The sequence below is a fragment of the Metabacillus rhizosphaerae genome (assembly GCF_037201795.1).
Taxonomy (GTDB): Bacteria; Bacillota; Bacilli; order Bacillales; family Bacillaceae; genus Metabacillus; species Metabacillus rhizosphaerae.
The window spans coordinates 3,142,645-3,159,779 of record NZ_CP147403.1 but is presented as its reverse complement, the minus strand read 5'-3'; the positions used below and the strand labels follow the sequence as shown (position 1 = coordinate 3,159,779).

17 protein-coding genes and 2 riboswitches are annotated in these 17,135 nt (G+C 36.5%); all 17 genes read right to left on the bottom strand.

Features of this window, described 5'->3' with window-relative positions; genetic code table 11:
* Positions 1–7: 7 nt before the first annotated feature.
* The 17 genes from WCV66_RS15500 to WCV66_RS15420 all read right to left on the bottom strand — a co-directional run bounded on the left by WCV66_RS15500 (position 8) and on the right by WCV66_RS15420 (position 16,909).
* Complete coding sequence (locus WCV66_RS15500) at positions 8–436, bottom strand: bifunctional adenosylcobinamide kinase/adenosylcobinamide-phosphate guanylyltransferase (protein WP_338785983.1); 429 nt, start codon at positions 434–436, stop codon at positions 8–10.
* A complete protein-coding gene (locus tag WCV66_RS15495) occupies positions 391–1,014 on the bottom strand; it encodes a histidine phosphatase family protein (RefSeq protein WP_338785982.1) in 624 nt (207 codons plus the stop codon). Before WCV66_RS15495 ends, WCV66_RS15500 begins: the two co-directional genes overlap by 46 nt.
* Positions 966–1,751: an adenosylcobinamide-GDP ribazoletransferase gene (gene cobS, locus WCV66_RS15490; protein WP_338785981.1), complete on the bottom strand. Its 786-nt coding sequence runs from the start codon at positions 1,749–1,751 to the stop codon at positions 966–968. The genes WCV66_RS15495 and cobS overlap by 49 nt, the downstream gene beginning before the upstream one ends.
* Positions 1,739–2,272: a bifunctional adenosylcobinamide kinase/adenosylcobinamide-phosphate guanylyltransferase gene (locus tag WCV66_RS15485; RefSeq protein WP_338785980.1), complete on the bottom strand. Its 534-nt coding sequence runs from the start codon at positions 2,270–2,272 to the stop codon at positions 1,739–1,741. The genes cobS and WCV66_RS15485 overlap by 13 nt, the downstream gene beginning before the upstream one ends.
* Positions 2,266–3,354, bottom strand: a complete 1,089-nt coding sequence (locus WCV66_RS15480) for a threonine-phosphate decarboxylase (protein WP_338785979.1) — start codon at positions 3,352–3,354, stop codon at positions 2,266–2,268. The genes WCV66_RS15485 and WCV66_RS15480 overlap by 7 nt, the downstream gene beginning before the upstream one ends.
* A gap of 20 nt (positions 3,355–3,374) precedes the next feature.
* Positions 3,375–4,328, bottom strand: a complete 954-nt coding sequence (gene cbiB / locus WCV66_RS15475; RefSeq protein WP_185653433.1) for an adenosylcobinamide-phosphate synthase CbiB — start codon at positions 4,326–4,328, stop codon at positions 3,375–3,377.
* On the bottom strand, positions 4,325–5,791 hold the full coding sequence (locus WCV66_RS15470) for an adenosylcobinamide amidohydrolase (protein ID WP_338785978.1): 1,467 nt from the start codon (positions 5,789–5,791) through the stop codon (positions 4,325–4,327). The genes cbiB and WCV66_RS15470 overlap by 4 nt, the downstream gene beginning before the upstream one ends.
* 2 nt (positions 5,792–5,793) lie before the next feature.
* Positions 5,794–6,858: a FecCD family ABC transporter permease gene (locus WCV66_RS15465; protein WP_066339538.1), complete on the bottom strand. Its 1,065-nt coding sequence runs from the start codon at positions 6,856–6,858 to the stop codon at positions 5,794–5,796.
* A complete protein-coding gene (locus WCV66_RS15460) occupies positions 6,821–7,804 on the bottom strand; it encodes an ABC transporter substrate-binding protein (protein WP_413789671.1) in 984 nt (327 codons plus the stop codon). The genes WCV66_RS15465 and WCV66_RS15460 overlap by 38 nt, the downstream gene beginning before the upstream one ends.
* Before the next feature lie 152 nt (positions 7,805–7,956).
* Positions 7,957–8,154, bottom strand: a riboswitch (cobalamin riboswitch).
* Between the two features lie 56 nt (positions 8,155–8,210).
* Complete coding sequence (gene cobT, locus WCV66_RS15455; protein WP_338785976.1) at positions 8,211–9,287, bottom strand: nicotinate-nucleotide--dimethylbenzimidazole phosphoribosyltransferase; 1,077 nt, start codon at positions 9,285–9,287, stop codon at positions 8,211–8,213.
* Positions 9,284–10,807, bottom strand: a complete 1,524-nt coding sequence (locus tag WCV66_RS15450) for a cobyric acid synthase (protein ID WP_338785975.1) — start codon at positions 10,805–10,807, stop codon at positions 9,284–9,286. Before WCV66_RS15450 ends, cobT begins: the two co-directional genes overlap by 4 nt.
* On the bottom strand, positions 10,794–12,173 hold the full coding sequence (locus WCV66_RS15445) for a cobyrinate a,c-diamide synthase (RefSeq protein ID WP_338785974.1): 1,380 nt from the start codon (positions 12,171–12,173) through the stop codon (positions 10,794–10,796). The genes WCV66_RS15450 and WCV66_RS15445 overlap by 14 nt, the downstream gene beginning before the upstream one ends.
* Before the next feature lie 22 nt (positions 12,174–12,195).
* Entirely contained in the window at positions 12,196–12,738 is a 543-nt protein-coding gene (locus tag WCV66_RS15440) for a cob(I)yrinic acid a,c-diamide adenosyltransferase (RefSeq protein WP_066339547.1), read from the bottom strand.
* 144 nt (positions 12,739–12,882) lie between these two features.
* Positions 12,883–13,095, bottom strand: a riboswitch (cobalamin riboswitch).
* 200 nt (positions 13,096–13,295) lie between these two features.
* On the bottom strand, positions 13,296–13,754 hold the full coding sequence (locus WCV66_RS15435) for a DUF3052 domain-containing protein (protein ID WP_338785973.1): 459 nt from the start codon (positions 13,752–13,754) through the stop codon (positions 13,296–13,298).
* A 141-nt stretch (positions 13,755–13,895) separates the two neighbouring features.
* On the bottom strand, positions 13,896–14,789 hold the full coding sequence (gnd, locus tag WCV66_RS15430; RefSeq protein ID WP_066339551.1) for a phosphogluconate dehydrogenase (NAD(+)-dependent, decarboxylating): 894 nt from the start codon (positions 14,787–14,789) through the stop codon (positions 13,896–13,898).
* 76 nt (positions 14,790–14,865) lie between these two features.
* Entirely contained in the window at positions 14,866–16,371 is a 1,506-nt protein-coding gene (gene zwf, locus WCV66_RS15425) for a glucose-6-phosphate dehydrogenase (protein ID WP_338785972.1), read from the bottom strand.
* A gap of 361 nt (positions 16,372–16,732) precedes the next feature.
* The gene (locus WCV66_RS15420) at positions 16,733–16,909 is read right to left on the bottom strand and encodes a hypothetical protein (protein ID WP_157094517.1); all 177 of its coding nucleotides are present in this window, start codon (positions 16,907–16,909) and stop codon (positions 16,733–16,735) included.
* Between the last annotated feature and the right edge of the window lie 226 nt (positions 16,910–17,135).

The window sequence follows — 17,135 nt, the reverse complement described above, 5'->3', positions numbered from 1 at the left end:
TCTTGATTTATTTAATTGTTTTTACTAAACCATGCCAGCAATATTGTACTGTTTTAGATTTAGAAGCAGCATGCTGTAGCACCCACCCAGCTACGTCCCGGATATTTCTCTCCTCTGCAGTCATAGGTACAATACCTCTTCCCATTTCTAACATAATAAAGATGATAGGATTACCATTAAGCTTCTCACATTCAAATATTTCATCAATCAGTTCAAAAAAGTAATCCCTTGCTTCATCAAGACTCAGTTGGGATGATAATGCTTCCTTAATCCATATTTCCCAACCTTCTAAAACAAGGACTGCTTTTGAATGATAGGAATTTTTCCAATTTCTCAACAAATGATCATTATACGCACTGTGCCAGGTTATATCCTGATATTGCTCACGAATTAGTTTTCTTTTTCCTGAATAGGCACCACCGACAACGAGTTGCAAACCCATTCCCCCTTTTGCTGTTGAAATGACAAGTGATATGCTTTTCCATGCTGTATCATTAATTCCCAGAAAGACTTCGTTTGCTCAAATTTTTTCAAGATAGCTCGGATGACGCCCCCATGGGTAAGGATAAGCACGTTACTATTATGATCTTTATTTTGAATAAGTAGATCTGCCAGAAAGGCATTTATTCTAGCGTTTAACTGGGCTAGAGTTTCTCCGCCCGGTGGAGCAATATGCTCCCAATTGTTTAACCAATCTTGATAGCTTACATCACCTTTTAGCATCTCATAAGTCATACCTTCCCATTTTCCAAAATCAAGCTCTCTTATCCTAGAATCTAAACAAACGAGTTTATCTCCTATTAAATATCGAAATGTTTCTGTACATCGTTTAAGATCACTAGAATAATAACGATCAAAAGGAATTTCTTTAAGGGAGCTTCGCAATGGATTTAATTTATAAAGCTCATGATCTACTAATGGTTCATCTGTATGGCCTAAATATCTTTTTTCAATATTCCAACTTGTCACCCCATGACGAACCAAATATACATCGATAGTATGAAAAGACCCCATAATTCCCCTCCTTCGATTGATGCACCAAGAAGATCCCCATTGATACCTTTAAAGTTTTTTAAGATCCAAATACGAAGGAAAAAGTAGAATACGAAGTATGAAAAGAAGAGCAATAGCGTGTATGGGAAAACTAGTGTAAAAAGGAAAATGATAGTAGTGCCAATAATAACCTCGCGGAAAGTTAGATGCTTCTTCCATTGATAGGCAAGTCCTTCCTGCTTCATTACTGGAAGGTAATATAATAAGTAAAGCGGGATTAATCGACTGAATGCTGGAATCAGAATAAGAAAGAATAGTAAGGGTTTCAGTTGATTTGTCTGAATAACTCCATAAACGAATGCAATTTTCCAAGTGAGGTGAAAGATGGCGGTAAGGACAGCAAAGCTTCCGACTTGAGGATCTTTCATGATTTCAAGCTTTTTCGAAAAAGGAGCATTTGAACCCACCGCATCGGCCACATCCATTAAGCCATCTAAATGTAATCCTCCAGTTAAAAACACCCATATCGTCACAATCAATAGAGCGATCATCCATCCAGGCAATACCGAGTCTGTGATTGTAATGGCTATAGCTAAAATACCTCCAATGATTAACCCAACGATTCCAAAGGAAGCAAGTGCTCCTCTTATTGATTTTTTTTCCCAAGGACACTCGATAGGAATCGGGATACGAGTTAAAAATTGCATGGCTAAAATAAATCCTAAAATGTAATGCTTCATCATGATCAGCCTTTCCATTTAATCGGTATTCCTGCAACGATTTGATAAACTGATTCTGCTTTAGAAGTAACTAAACTGTGAACTTTTTGAAGCTTATAGATGTATTCGTGAATAAACAAATTGTCACTTTGGATTCCTTCATTAACATCATTTGAGACAATGATTAATTGCAGTTGCTTCTCCTCAGCTAGTTTAATCCATTTTGAAACTTCTTCCAAAATCATCCCTATATCTGTCTTTCCTTTATACAGCATGTTATTTATCCAAACCGTTAAGCAATCCAATAAAATGACTTCCTGTTCCTTTACTGTTTGTAATACTCGTGTTACCTCCAAAGGTGCTTCAATTGTATCCCAAATTGATTCTCTTTCAACAATATGTCGAGCTATTCGATTTTCCATTTCACGATCGGTTCTTTCTGCAGTAGCTATATATAATAATGTCTCATTTCGACCAGCTTTTTTGAATAATTCAAGGGCATAATTTTCTGCAAAAGAACTTTTCCCTGAACGAGCACCACCAGAAATAAACGTTAACATTGCCTGTCTCTCCATCTGCGTAACGTTTGTAGTAAAAAGTTGTTTTCAGCCTCAGTACGAACCGCTAAACGTAAATAGTTTCCATCAAGACCCTTAAAAGTATGAGTATGTCGTGGAATAATGTTATTCTCTAGTAAATAAAGAAATAATTGTTCAGTATCTGCTTGTCGATCAAGATCTCTTAACAAATAAAAATTTACAAGAGTAGGTGAATAATAGAAGCCTAATCTTGAAAGCTCGGCGGTTAAAAGTTTTAGCTGTCCTTGTAACCAAGCTTTTGTTTCATCAATAAATACATGCTGAGTAACTAGACAAGGGAGTATGGAGGTTACAATACCATTTACACTCCAAGGAATCTGACTTCTCTTCAATTGGAAAATCATCTCTTCCCTTGCAACAACATAACCAAGTCGCAAACTAGGAATTGAAAAAATTTTAGTTAATGATCTCAGTAATACTAAGTTTGCATAATGATCAATAAGGAACGCTAAGTCAGTGATATGGGAGGGTAAAAAGTGAATAAATGCTTCATCGATTACAATCGTTGTTTGACACTCGATGCCTTTTTCAAGAACTGCCTTAATATCTTCAATGTCGACTACAGTTCCTGTTGGATTATTCGGACGACATAAAAAAACGACATCTACTTCTTCCATTTTCGATATAACCTTTTCAAGTGGAAAAGAAAAATGATCCTCTTGTTGAAGAGAAAGATGGGTTACAGATAATTGAAATACGTGACAAGCTCTTTCATATTCAGAGAATGTAGGTTCGATTATTAACGCTTTTTCCCCAGTAAATTGTTGGGCAACTAGGAAGATCGCTTCAGAGCCTCCATTCGTTAAGAGAGTCTGTTCTTGCCTTACCCCTTCATGAGTAGCAACTAACTTTGTAGCTTCTTCGTAGTTGGGATCAGGATACTTTTCGAATTGGTTAAACGCTTCTATAAAGCTCTCTTTTAATGCCATCGGAGGTCCTAACGGATTAATATTTGCACTAAAGTCAACATATAGATCATCTTTATTAATTCCTTTTAATTCTAGAATTTTCTTCGGTTGCCCACCATGGTCAGGCCATTCCATCTTCACCACACCTTTCTTTACTATAGCTTCATATAAATGAAGAATAGTATAAGCACAAACATAAACCATGCACCATGCATGTAAATAATCGTTTTTTGAATATCTTTAGGCTGAAGCCTGCGAGTATAGTTGCCCATTTCCGCTCTGTTGGAAACAATTCCTTGGTAAAAATTCTTTCCTCCTAACACAACCCCTAAAAGCCCTGCAGTCATAGCCTCAGGCCAACCACTATTCGGACTTGGGTGCTTTTTAGCATCACGAACAGTTACAACAAAAGCATTCCACTTTTTAGAATTGGGAACAAACCACGAAAAAAGCCAAATTAAGATTGCCGTTAACCGAGCTGGAATCCAATTCATTACATCATCTAACCTGGCAGATCCCCAACCAAATTGTTTATATTTTTCATTTTTATAACCAACCATTGAATCTAATGTATTTGTTGCACGATAAGCCATTGCTAATGGTGCACCACCAATCAGTGCCCAACATAATGGAGCAATGATTGCATCAACAGTGTTTTCAGCAACGGTTTCGACAGTACCGCGAACCACTTCATCTGTGGGCAGGTCTTCCGTGTCACGACCAACGATAAAGCTTAACTTTTTACGAGCTAAAGATATATCCCCTTGTAACAGTGGGATCGCGACTTCTTTGGCTGCTTTATGTAATCCCTTCATTGCAATTGTCGTAGAAATAAGATACATTTCCACTAAAAACGTAGCGTACGGATGGATATAATTCACAATTTTAAGTAAGAAATAAACAAAGATATACGTCCCGCCAACAATTGTCAAAGTTAAAAGCATTCCTTTTGCCTTGCGATACTTGTTCCGATTCCACATCTTTTCAAGAAAGCTTATCGCTTTTCCCATGATGATTACAGGATGTGGAAGCCACCTTGGATCACCGATAAGTAAATCGGTAATAATCGCCGTAATGATCATATAAAAATGCATAGCAAAGACATTCATAGTTGCTGCACTCTGCGTTTTTCATAGTTTTGCACAGCTTTGATCATCGCTTTATAAACAGACATACCAATTCCTTTCCCAATAACAGTTCCAGATCCTGCATATGGTGTAGGATCACCCTTTTGAGTAGCTGCAATTAGTGTACTATCTGTTGATGTACCTGTTGCAATTGTACAAGTAGCAGCATCTTTAATTTGTAAGTCATTGAAGGCTTTCGTCTTTGCTTCTGTAACAGATTGAACGGCATTTACTAAAGCACCATCAGTTAAATGAGCATCAATAAAAACCATAATATTTACAGTTCCGATTTGATAGCCATGCTTAACTGTGGAAGGGTCAGTGATATCAATTGCATTACCAACACCCGCGGTTATGACTGCTATTATTTGAACATCTTCATACGTTTCTTTTAAGATACTCATATCTTTTAGGTTCACTGCTGTCATCATGCCAATTGTGTCATACTCAGAGATCTCCGCTTGTCTTAACCAGCTAATAATATCCTCTTTAGGATTTGAGCAGTTATATTCTTTTTTGACATGAAAATTACAAAAGTTTTTGGCCCACTGCAAGCCTTCTCCTAAAACACCGTTAGAGATTGTTCTTAAAGGATGGTTAAATGTAAGATGGATAGATTGATCAGTTTGTTTTAACTCATATTCTAGCCCTAGGTTTTCTTTTTTTACTTGGTTAGGAATAACCGTGATTTGTGGTTTTGGGATAACAGGGTGAAAATTAGTTTTAATCCCTACTTCATATACATCACTTAGCTGATTTTCATTTTGTAAGAGAGACAATTCACCTGTCTCAATTAATTTTCCACCATTGAGTAAGCCTATCTTATCTGCAAAAAGAGCGGCTGTATTTAAGTCATGTAAAATAGCAACAATCGTTAAATGATGCTTCCTTTGATATTCTTTTAAATGATCCAGCATCCTAACTGTATGTTTTATATCAAGATGGTTTGTAGGCTCATCTAAAAAAAGGATCTGTGGCTCTTGTGCAAGTGCTTTAGCTAATAAGACTCTCTGCTTCTCTCCACCACTTAGACTCTTAAATGGTTGTTTTCGAAACTGAAATACATCGGTTTGTTTCATAACCTCATCAACTATTTGACGATCTTTTTTAGAAATATGTTTTAATAATCCTTTTTGGTGTGGGTAACGTCCTAGCATAACAATTTCTTCCACATGAAAATCGAATTCAACCTGTGGTTCCTGTGATAAAACGGCTATGATCCTAGCTCTTTCTAGGGCTGAATAGCTTTGAAGTGACTTCTCAAAAATAGTAATCGTTCCTTTATTTATTGGCAACACACCTGTTATTAATTTTACAAGAGTTGTTTTTCCACTTCCATTCGGACCAATAAGCGCAAAGAAATGACCGGTCTCGATGGTAAGTGTAACATCCTTTATTACCGACGTTTTTTCATACCCTCCAGATAATTGCTTAATGTCAATCATATCTATCCCCTTCCTAGTCGTTCTCTAATTAATAGTAGAGCAAAGACTGGTGCACCAATTAAAGCTGTTATCACTCCAATAGGTAGTTCACTTGGTGAAATAATTGTCCGGGCGATTAGATCGGCAAGGATCAAATATCCCCCACCAACCAACATTGATAAAGGTAGGACATGTCTATGGTTTGGTCCGATTAATAACCGAACAAAATGCGGAATAACTAATCCAACGAAACTTATTGATCCAGATACAGAAACAGCTGCTCCTGTTAGTAAGGATGCTCCTATGATAATATAAATCTTTCCCTTCTGAACGTTTACTCCTAAATGTTCAGCTGATTCTTCACCTAACGCAAAGGCATTTAACTCTCTTGAACGGATTATTAAAAACAACGCACCAATAAGAAAGAAGGGAATCATTAGCTTAACATGACTCCAGCCTCTCATCCCAACATTCCCCATTAACCAATATAAAATTTGCCGAATATCTTCACGTGAACTTAAGGCAATGATAAGTGAAATGACAGCTCCAATGAAAGAACTGACGATAATTCCAGCAAGGATAATCGTCTCAATTGAAAGTCTTCGATTGGATAGATGGGTCACAGCAAAAACAATAAACATAGTGCATAATCCACCTAATATAGCGATAACTGGTAATGTATAGCTACCTAGAAAGGTGATGGTAATTTGAAAATATAGAACGATAACTGCACCTAAAGAAGCACCTGAAGATACACCGATTGTGTACGGATCTGCGAGTGGATTTCGTAATAACCCTTGAAAGGCTGCCCCAGCTAATGATAGTGCAGCACCTACAAAAAACGCCAATAAAACACGAGGAAATCGAATTTCCCATATGATCGACTCTGCTGTTTTGGGAATTTCCTCACTAAATATCTTTATTCCGGCAATTTTTGTAGCTAATACATCCATAATTACTGTAATTGGATAATGAACACTACTAATAAATAAACCAAGGAGTGCTGCAATTAGCACAAACACTCCACATATTAGATACATCCAAACGAATTTATTTGTCAAAAATTTCTGGATAAATAAGCTTTGCAAGCGTCTCAACCCCATCAATTAATCGTGGTCCTGGTCTAGTAACCGTATCATTATTTACATCAAAAACTTGTTTATCTTTAATAGCAGGCACTTCTTCCCAGCCAGTACGGTTTAATACACCTTCTGCAGGATTTTCAACATAATATCCGTATGTAGTAATGATAACATCAGGGTTTAATGTAACAATTTCTTCCTCGGTCATTTTGACCCAACCTTTTTGTTCACCGGCAGTATTTGTTGCATTGATAACTTCTAACATCTCATGCATAAATGTATCTTGACCTGTTGTAAAAATGTCTGGGGCAGGTGAAACTTCTACCCAGACAGCTTTCTTTTCAGTTACAGCTTTTGCCTGCTCTTTTATTTCAGCTAATCTACCCTTCATTTCTTTTACTATCGTGTCAGCCTCTTTTGTTGCACCCGTAACTTGGCCAATTAAAGTAATCGTATTGTATACATTTTCAAATGATTCCGCACTTCCTATAACAATGACATCAATACCAGCCTCTTTAAATTGCTTTAAAATATCGGGATTGTTTTCATGTTGGAAATCAGTTACTAATGCAAGATCAGGTTGTAGAGCCAATATTTTTTCGACATCTAATTGTTGATCACCTATTTTTTCAATCTTTTCAACATCTGGAGGATAATTACTGTAATTATCTACTCCAATTAGCTTATCACCTTGCCCTAAAGCAAATGTTATTTCTGTATTACTTGGGATGACAGATACAATTGTTTTAGGTTCTGATTCAATTGTTACTTCTTCACCCGTTCCGTCGGTAACTGTTACTGGAAAGGCAGCTTTGGTTTCCCCTTCTTTTGTTTCATCAGATTTCAAAGTTGTTTCATTCTCATCTGTTGCTTTATCTTCTGCATTTCCACAAGCAATTGTGAAAACGCTGATTAGCATAACCATGATGCTTAGTAAAAGCCATTTCTTCAATACTGTTGTCATTCTTACCACTCCTATTCATTTTTCCACAAAAAAACGCCTATTCACGTGGAAAAGGCGATAAATGCATTAAGGAAATGGTGATTTACAATGTAAACATCAAAAGACACCAGCATTATAAAGCCATCCTTTTCCTCGAAGGATACTTTTACATAACAATAGGCAGGTCTCCTGGCTAACGCATCATCATTATAGCTAACCCTTCCCATATCATTTATACAGTGGGTATTTTTTTAGCTACATTCAACGTTTACAGTGGCGGGACCGCGTTGGAATTTCACCAAACTTCCCTATTATCCTCAAAATCTTGTCATTTAAGGACCTATTGTTGAATATTCGTTTTTTTGTGACATGCATTATTATAAAAGAAGATATAGTAAGTGTAAATGAATATTTACTAAATCTTGGACGATTGACTTTCAGTTGTAATGCCTGCTGATTGAAATGTCGCCATTTCTTTCATCATTCTTGTTGCTGTTTCAAGTAATGGAAATGCAAGTGCAGCCCCTGTTCCCTCGCCTAATCTTAAATCAAGTTCAAGGAGTGGAGATTTATGTAGGTATGCAAGGGCATGGATATGCCCTTGCTCTTTAGACATATGGCCCGCTGTCAAATAATCGTTTACCTTCTCCTCTAGAACGACAGCTAATAGGGCAGCAGCTGTACTAATAAAACCATCTAGGATCACTGGAACTCTTTGTTCAGCAGCTTTAATAATAGCTCCTGTCATCCCCGCAATCTCTAGACCTCCAACTTTTGTTAAAATATCAATTGCATCTTTTCGGTTAGGTTTTCTTTCTGATAATGCTTTAGAAATGATAGATACTTTTTTATTTCGAGCTTCATCAGAGATTCCTGTCCCTAAGCCAACTACTTCCTCGACTGAACATCCAGTTATTACCGAAACAATTGCACTTGCGGTTGCCGTATTCCCAATTCCCATTTCACCAACGATGATGCACTTAGCACCTTCTTCGATCATTTGTTGGGCCATATCCATTCCCGCAATTAAGGCTTGTTTCGCATCTTCCTCTGTCATGGCATTTTCATGCGCATAGTTATTCGTACCATATTTCACCTTTTTATTAATTAACTCGTTATGGTTAATATCTTCAGCTACCCCAATATCAACAATTTTAAGAAAAGCATTTATTTGTTTTGCAAATACATTAATTGCAGCACCGCCATTTAGGAAGTTGTATACCATTTGGGTCGTTACTTCTTTTGGATAGGCAGAAACCCCCATTTCACTAATCCCATGATCAGCAGCAAAAACGATAATACCTGGAGGTGTAACCTCAGGAAATACTTGATTTGTTATTCCGGCAAGCTGAATTGCGAGTTCTTCTAATTTCCCTAAGCTTCCAATTGGTTTCGTTAAAGAATTCACATACTCTCTTGCTTCTTGCATTTTTTCATCATTAAGATTTTGAATAGATTGTAGAGTCTCTTGTATTTTAATATTTGAAGTCATTTGGATTCTCTCTTTCTTTGTTGAAATTGTTCCATTATTTCATAAAGGTGTTCTATATCAAGCGCGCTTCGAACATGATCAGCTAGGCGGTTGAAATCTTTATTTTGGCTATCTTCAAAGGATTCTCTTGTGAGAAAAGGCTGCAGGCCTTTCTTTTTACGAATATGGTTTAAAAATACCCCTCTAAATTCGTCATTATGAAAAATACCGTGGAAATAAGTTCCGATACACGTTTCCATGGAATTCTTACTTCCATCCTTTCGATCATTCAATTGAATGAGAGGTTCTATTTGAGGGGCATGGGTTGTGGTACCCATATGAATTTCATATCCTGCTACTTTAACATTAACTCCAAATAGCTGTATTGTTCCTGTTGAACGTACTGTTGTCTTCTCGTTTGTTAATAACGTTTCTAATTGGAGCATTTTCAATCCTGCTATGCTTTTGATTTTTGATTCTACTTGAAAAGGATCTTCTATTCTGTCACCCAGCATTTGATATCCACCACATATTCCAAAGATGACCGCCCCATTTTGATGTGCTCTGATGATTTCTTGTTCTAAGCCTTTTGCTCTTAAAAACAAGAGATCCTCGATTGTGTTTTTACTTCCAGGTAGGATAATGATATCAGGCTGCTCAAGTTGACGTGCATTTTCTACTAGACGAACATGAGTATCCTTTTCAGATAGGAATGGATCGATATCCGTGAAATTAGATATTCGTGGAAAGTTAATAACTGCAATATCTATTTCTTTGTCAGTATCTTTTTGTTTACTATACGTACTTAAACTTAAGGAATCCTCTGCATCAATTAACAAATCATTAATATACGGAATCACACCTAATATTGGTTTTCCTGTGTATTTTTCAAACCATGTTAAACCTGGTTCAAGTAGTGAAAGGTCACCACGGAATTTATTAATAATCACCCCGACAACTCGATTGCGATCTTCCGGTGAAAGTAACTGCAATGTCCCTACTAGACTTGCAAAAACACCGCCTTTGTCAATATCACCTACTAAAAGGACAGGGGCATCTGCCATTTTAGCAATACTCATATTAACTAGCTCGCGATCATTTAGATTTACTTCCGCAGGACTTCCTGCCCCCTCTATTACAATTCGTTCAAACGACGAAGCGAGATTTTGATAGGATTCTTCAATAATTATTTTCGCTGTATCATAATAGTCGCTGCGATAGTTTTGCGCTTTCATGCTTTTAAGAGGTTTCCCATGCACAACAATTTGCGCTTCGTTATCTCGTGTTGGCTTAATTAGAATTGGATTCATCTCTGTTGTTGCAACGGTCTCAGCTGCTTCTGCTTGAATTCCTTGTGATCTGCCAATCTCTTTTCCATCAAGAGTAATATAGGAATTCAACGCCATATTTTGCGATTTAAATGGGGCAGTTCGAAAGCCATCCTGAGCAAAAATTCTACACAATGCTGTAACTAGTATACTTTTACCAGCATCTGAGTGTGTGCCCTGAATCATGATAGGAATTGCTTTACCGTGAGCCATGTTTCTTCATCTCCACACATTTTTCAATAAAGTTTTCCACTAGCTCTGGACAGGATGCAAAATGAATATGGGTATAGCCAGCGATTAGATTCTTTGTTAAATAGCCCTCTTCACCTTCACCAAATACCCCTTTTGTATGGTATGCATTTCGTCTTGCATTACTAGAATAGTAGGAAGAATAATGGTACTCATGTCCCCGAGCGGTGTGCTTCTGTGTAAGCAGAAAATTTCCCGGTAGACCTGTAATCTCCCGATAACCAATTGCAGCTAACTTGTCACCCATTTTTATTTTTCCAGGAATAACCCCGACCATAGGATATTGTTTGTCTTCAATCGTTTCGATTGATTCTGCTAAATACATAAAGCCACCACATTCAGCTAACGTAGGTAGTCCTTGCTCGATCCTTTTTTTAATCGATTGATTGGCTGCACTTTGCTCTGAAAGCTCTTTCGCAAATTGCTCTGGAAAGCCGCCTCCTATATAAAGTCCGTCTGCCTCTTCAGGGATCGTCTCACCTTTTAATGGTGAAAAATAAAGACATTCAGCACCATAGGCTTCAAGTAATTCAAGGTTTTCTTGATAATAAAAACTAAAGGCTCTATCCTTCGCAATTGCTAGCTTGACCCCTTTTGATGAGCGTTGTTTGAAAATTGAATCCGTTACATTACTCTCTAAAGGCTTTCTCATACTAAGTTGTAACAATTTATTTACATCGATTGTTTGTTCAACTAATTCACCTAACTTTAAAAATAGCTCATTCAAATCACCACGCTCTACTGAAGGCACAAGACCAAGATGTCTTTGGGGCATCTTTACGCTAGAATCATTTAATAAGTAGCCACAAACTGGAACACCACATTCCTGTTCAACAGCTTCTTTTATTATTTTGTAATGGCCAATACTTCCGACCTTGTTTGCAATAACGCCAACAATATTTACATGTGGTTCAAATAATTGATACCCTTTAACAATAGCTGCAGCACTTCTAGCCATCTTACTGCAGTCAACAACTAATAATGTAGGACAATCTAGCAACATACTAATCTCAGCTGTCGAGCCTTGATTTGAGTCAGCTGATTTACCATCATAAAATCCCATTACACCTTCGATAATTGAAATGTCAGCACCATTACTACCCTGTATAAATACTTCTTTCAACACATCTTTAGAAAACATCCAACTGTCTACATTACGAGATGGCCGTTCCGTAACCGCGGTATGAAAGCTTGTGTCTATGTAATCTGGACCACATTTAAAGCCTTGAACATTGAGACCTCTTTTTTTTAGTGCAGCCATTAAACCGATTGTAAACGTAGTTTTGCCAACTCCACTTGATACTCCTGCAATAACTAAACGTTGTGACATAGCTCTCCCTCCTATTCGAAAATTAGAATTCGATTCCTTTTACTGCTGGTATACCTTCGTCATAATAATGCTTTTCTACATCTACGACTGAAACTAGGTCTGCCAATTCTTTTATTTCTTCCTTTGCATTCCTACCTGTAATGACAAGATGAACATGTGGTGGCTTCGTTTGAATAAGCTCTTTTACCTCATTGATTGGGAGAACGTCATCAATTGGAAATGAATCGATCGCAAGTGCGTTATTTAGTTCATCTAAAATTACTACATCATATTTTCCAGACATAACGGTCTCTTTTGCAATCCTCCATGCTGACTCTAATGCATTTCTATGAACCTCTGGAGTTTTTGTCCATGTAAAACCCTCACCCAGCTGAATCATTTCAACTCCTAACTTTTCTAGCGATACTTTTTCTCCATACGATCTTCCTTTTGATTTTATAAATTGTAAAATCTTTACTGACATTCCCTGACCAACTGCTCGTACTGTAAGACCGATTGCGGCTGTTGTTTTACCTTTACCATTGCCTGTGAAAATGAGTGTTAATCCTTTTTGTTTTTCTTCCACCTGATATTCCCCCTACCAATTTATTGAACAAAAAAACGCCTATCCAATACGGAAAGGCGAGAGTTTAAAAGAATAGTAGTTAATTCGAGTGTCCTCTAATTAATTTCTCCTCTTATTCTTTCAATTCCCTTTTCCTCGAAGGTTACTTGATTTGGACAAATAGGCAGGTCTCCTGGCTTACACATCATTGCTTTTACAACCCCCTTCCCATAACATGTGTTACAGTGGGTTTAGGTTGTTTCACTCCGTGATTACAGTGGCGGGACCGCGTTGGATTTACACCAACTTCCCTATTATTCTTACCATAGTTAGATGTTATTTTTAACAATGGTAAGAACCTATTTGCTACTATTCGTTTTATTGAGTCTACGTAATTATAAGAGAATTGATAATGATTGTAAACGGACACCGGTCAAACTCTTGTGTAGGTATCCTCTTAAGTACTTTATCTCATCTCTTTTTATTAGGTGCAAAGTTAAGTAAATAATTAGTGATGACAAAAATCCTTTTATCTAGATTTGAGTGAATATATGCGAGAAGGAAGTTTTTTGTTTTCCTTACTGATCTGTACGTATTTTTCCTTTTTCCGTAACAGCAAACTTTCGTGTCATCGACTTAATATTTTCTACCTTGCGAAAACGCAGAGCTGACCAATCCTCGTCGATAGCTATTTGTCGAACAGGCTCGTAGCCTTCATTGGTAAGCGTTTTAGTTACACTTTCACGACTGCAATCTGACCCTTTGTAAAGTTTTGATGATTTCTTAGGATAGCAAAGCCAAAAGAGAGCATCTTCTTTTACATAGGCTTCAGCGCTACGAGCAAAAGTTTGCAACTCCACAATAGATGTACCGAAAACTTGTACAAAATCATATCCTTCATCCTCAGCATTAATATGTATTTCACCTTCAAACCCAGTCATAACCTCTTCATATGCTTTTGGTGCATTTATAATTAATATATGTTGTCCTTGGTCTTTAAATTGTAGCTTCTTAATAACCGGATGAATATCTGACATTTTTATTTCATTCCTTTCTTTTGCTCTTACAAATCTGAATCAATATAATCTCCCTATTTATATCATTACATAATTCTTTAATCAACATTAAGAAAACAAAAATATAAGAGAGTCAAAAGACTCTCTTATGATTTCTATATTTCACTTTTTCTCAACAGCATGTCCACCAAATTCATTTCGTAATGCTGCTACAACTTTTCCAGTAAATGTATCATTCTCCAAGGATCGATAACGCATTAAGAGTGACAGGGCGATTACAGGAGTAGCTGCTTGTAAATCTAATGCAGTTTCAACTGTCCATTTCCCTTCACCTGATGAGTGCATGACTCCTTTAATATCTTCCAATTTTCCATCTTTTGAAAATGCACTTTCAGTTAACTCCATAAGCCATGAACGGATAACTGAACCGTTACTCCAAACTCTAGCTACTTTTTCATAGTCATATTCAAATTCACTCTTTTCTAAAACTTCAAATCCTTCACCGATCGCTGCCATCATGCCATATTCAATTCCATTATGAACCATTTTCAAAAAGTGACCACTACCAGATTTCCCAGTATATAAATAGCCTTTTTCAACTGCGGTATCTCGGAAAATTGGTTCTACAATCCTCCAAGCCTCTGGATCTCCACCTACCATATAATTTGCACCATTACGAGCACCTTCCATGCCACCTGATGTACCTGCATCAAGAAAGCTTACCCCAATTTTTTTGAATTCTTCAGAACGGCGAATTGATTCTTTATAATGTGAATTACCAGCCTCAATGACAATATCTCCGGCTGTTAAGAATGGGGTCACATCGTTAATTAATGAATCTACAACTGAATGTGGGACCATAATCCACAATACTCTTGGCTTTTCCAACGATTGAACAAGTTCTTTTAAACTTAAAGTACCTTTGGCACCATACTCTTTAATTTCCTCGATCGCACTTGAATTTATATCGAACGCAACAACTTCGTGATTGTGGTCAAGAAGATTCTTGCTAATGTTTAATCCCATTTTCCCTAGACCAATGACTCCTACCTTCACATTCTCTACCTCCTAGCAAAGTTATTCGAATTTAATCACACTAAAAATGTTACAAAAAAGTTGTTCCTTTTAATCATTAGCTTTCTTGAGGAGCAACCTTTGATGATTCAAGAGATTTTTTGTCTAACCACCAGCCAAATCCATCCTCTTCAAGTAATCGATGAGAAGCATCCGGTCCATAGGATCCTGATGGGTAAATATGAAGAGGAACAAGATTTTCTTCAAATGCTTCTAGAATAGGTTGAACCCATTTCCAAGATAGTTCAACCTCCTTCCAATGAGCAAAGAAAGTAGCGTCTCCTTCAAAAGCATCTAATAGTAAGAGCTCATAAGCTTTTGGAACATCGTCTTGGTCAGCTGAAAATTCGATGTTTATTGGCTCGATTTTTCCATCCTTTAATGGATTTTTACTATTTAATTGTAAAGATACTCCTTCGTTTGGGTTAATCCCGATGATTAATAAGTTTGGTGTTGGGTCCTCGTTTTGATTAACATATAACTCTTTTAAAGGATTTTTGAATTCAATGACTATACGTGTGGACTTCTTCTTCATTCGTTTGCCGGTTCGAATATAAAATGGTACTCCCTGCCAAAAAGGGTCATCTATCCACAATCGAACGGCAACAAATGTATCATTTTTAGAAGATGGTGTAATTCCAGGTTCTTCTATATACCCGATAACTGATTTTCCATCAATTTCACCTGAACCATATTGACCTCGAATAACATCTGAACGAACATTTTCTTTTTTCAATGGACGAACAGATTCAATGATTTTCTTTTTTTCATTTCGAATATCTTCTGCAGTAATTCGTTTTGGTAAATGCATGCTTGTCATCATTAACAATTGCATCATATGGTTTTGAAACATATCGCGAATTGCGCCAGCTTTATCATAATAGCTTGCTCTTTTTTCGACTCCAACTGTTTCACTTGCAGTAATTTGAATATTGGCAATGTGTTGATTGTTCCACAGAGTTTGAAATATCGGATTTGCAAATTCTAATGCCTCCAAGTTTTGCACCATCGGTTTACCTAGATAATGATCTATCCGATAAATTTCCTCTTCTTGAAAGGTAGTGCTCAATTTCTCGTTTAATTCTTGAGCTGATTTTAAGTCATGTCCAAATGGTTTTTCAATAATAAGACGTTTCCATCCTCTAGTCGATCCCAACCCACTTTTTTTAATGTTCAAGGCAATGACATCAAAAAATGTTGGAGCAACAGACATATAAAACATCCGATTCTCAGGAATATTCAATTCCTCTTCACGTAGTTGAATAAGATTAAGTAATTTTTTATACTCACCTTCATTTGTCACATCTAATTTACAATAACGAATGGATGGAAGAAAATCTTTTAATTTCGAATAATCATTTGATCCACCTTCAGAAAATGTATGTACAGATTGTTCAACATTCTCGTGAAACTCCTCATCTGATAATTCAGTTAAACTTACTCCAATGAAAGAAAATGAAGGAGGCAATTTCTGATCAACATATAGACTGTATAGTGCGGGGATAATTTTTCGTTTAGCTAAATCCCCTGTTGCTCCAAATAAGACAAAGGTCATAGCATCCATTTAGATTCCTCCAGTTGTCGAGATCAGATTCTTTCCTTTTTATTTTAATGTGTCCAATCGAGCGTTTATTATTTTCAACATCTACCACAACATTGGGAAATCAACTTGGAATGAATATAATAGGAATGCAGAACATAATGATGTTGAATAAACCTAAAAATTCAATTAACTATAATATAGTTATGTAAACTAATTAATGATAACTCTCGATATAACTCGAAAAACTCATAAAAAAAGAGCCCAATCACAAATGATTTATTTACAATCATCTAAGCGTTAGGCTCTTCTTGATTTATTTCCACCACATTTTAAATGTAATATTAGTAGAGCTTTTAGTTAACTTGATTTCATTTAAATATTATTAACTAGACTTTAACCATTTAAAAAATCCAATCGATCCTTTTCCTTCACATGTTGAACATGCAATGACACCCTCACCAGAACATGAATCACACTTGTGATTACCGAAATCAAAACCTTCTCCAGAACAGTTCTGACAGTTTATTAATCTACTACCATCACAGCTTTTACACGTCATGTGGTTCCCTCCTGCTTCTTCTAATTAAGGAGCAGTATTTAACTAAAAAGTGTAGTTTCAGATCTGAATTCTTTTGGATTTATGCTCCCATATAAGTATATTTATCCCTAAGGCATCTTATGATTTTACCAAGTTACAAACAAATTATATATTTATTACAATTGATACTCCCACACCTAAAGGAATGGACTTTCTCTTTCGGAGTTCTGTAATATGACATAAAAAA

Bases quoted from the DNA above. Each gene is read 5' to 3' on its own strand.
- zwf (WP_338785972.1), bottom strand. From the start codon at position 16,371: ATGGATGCTATGACCTTTGTCTTATTTGGAGCAACAGGGGATTTAGCT.
- WCV66_RS15445 (WP_338785974.1), bottom strand. From the start codon at position 12,173: ATGTCACAACGTTTAGTTATTGCAGGAGTATCAAGTGGAGTTGGCAAA.
- WCV66_RS15470 (WP_338785978.1), bottom strand. From the start codon at position 5,791: ATGATTGACATTAAGCAATTATCTGGAGGGTATGAAAAAACGTCGGTA.
- WCV66_RS15495 (WP_338785982.1), bottom strand. From the start codon at position 1,014: ATGGGGTCTTTTCATACTATCGATGTATATTTGGTTCGTCATGGGGTG.
- WCV66_RS15450 (WP_338785975.1), bottom strand. From the start codon at position 10,807: ATGGCTCACGGTAAAGCAATTCCTATCATGATTCAGGGCACACACTCA.
- cobS (WP_338785981.1), bottom strand. From the start codon at position 1,751: ATGGAAAGGCTGATCATGATGAAGCATTACATTTTAGGATTTATTTTA.
- WCV66_RS15435 (WP_338785973.1), bottom strand. From the start codon at position 13,754: ATGTCAGATATTCATCCGGTTATTAAGAAGCTACAATTTAAAGACCAA.
- WCV66_RS15420 (WP_157094517.1), bottom strand. From the start codon at position 16,909: ATGACGTGTAAAAGCTGTGATGGTAGTAGATTAATAAACTGTCAGAAC.
- WCV66_RS15485 (WP_338785980.1), bottom strand. From the start codon at position 2,272: ATGTTAACGTTTATTTCTGGTGGTGCTCGTTCAGGGAAAAGTTCTTTT.
- cbiB (WP_185653433.1), bottom strand. From the start codon at position 4,328: ATGAATGTCTTTGCTATGCATTTTTATATGATCATTACGGCGATTATT.
- WCV66_RS15480 (WP_338785979.1), bottom strand. From the start codon at position 3,354: ATGGAATGGCCTGACCATGGTGGGCAACCGAAGAAAATTCTAGAATTA.
- cobT (WP_338785976.1), bottom strand. From the start codon at position 9,287: ATGACTTCAAATATTAAAATACAAGAGACTCTACAATCTATTCAAAAT.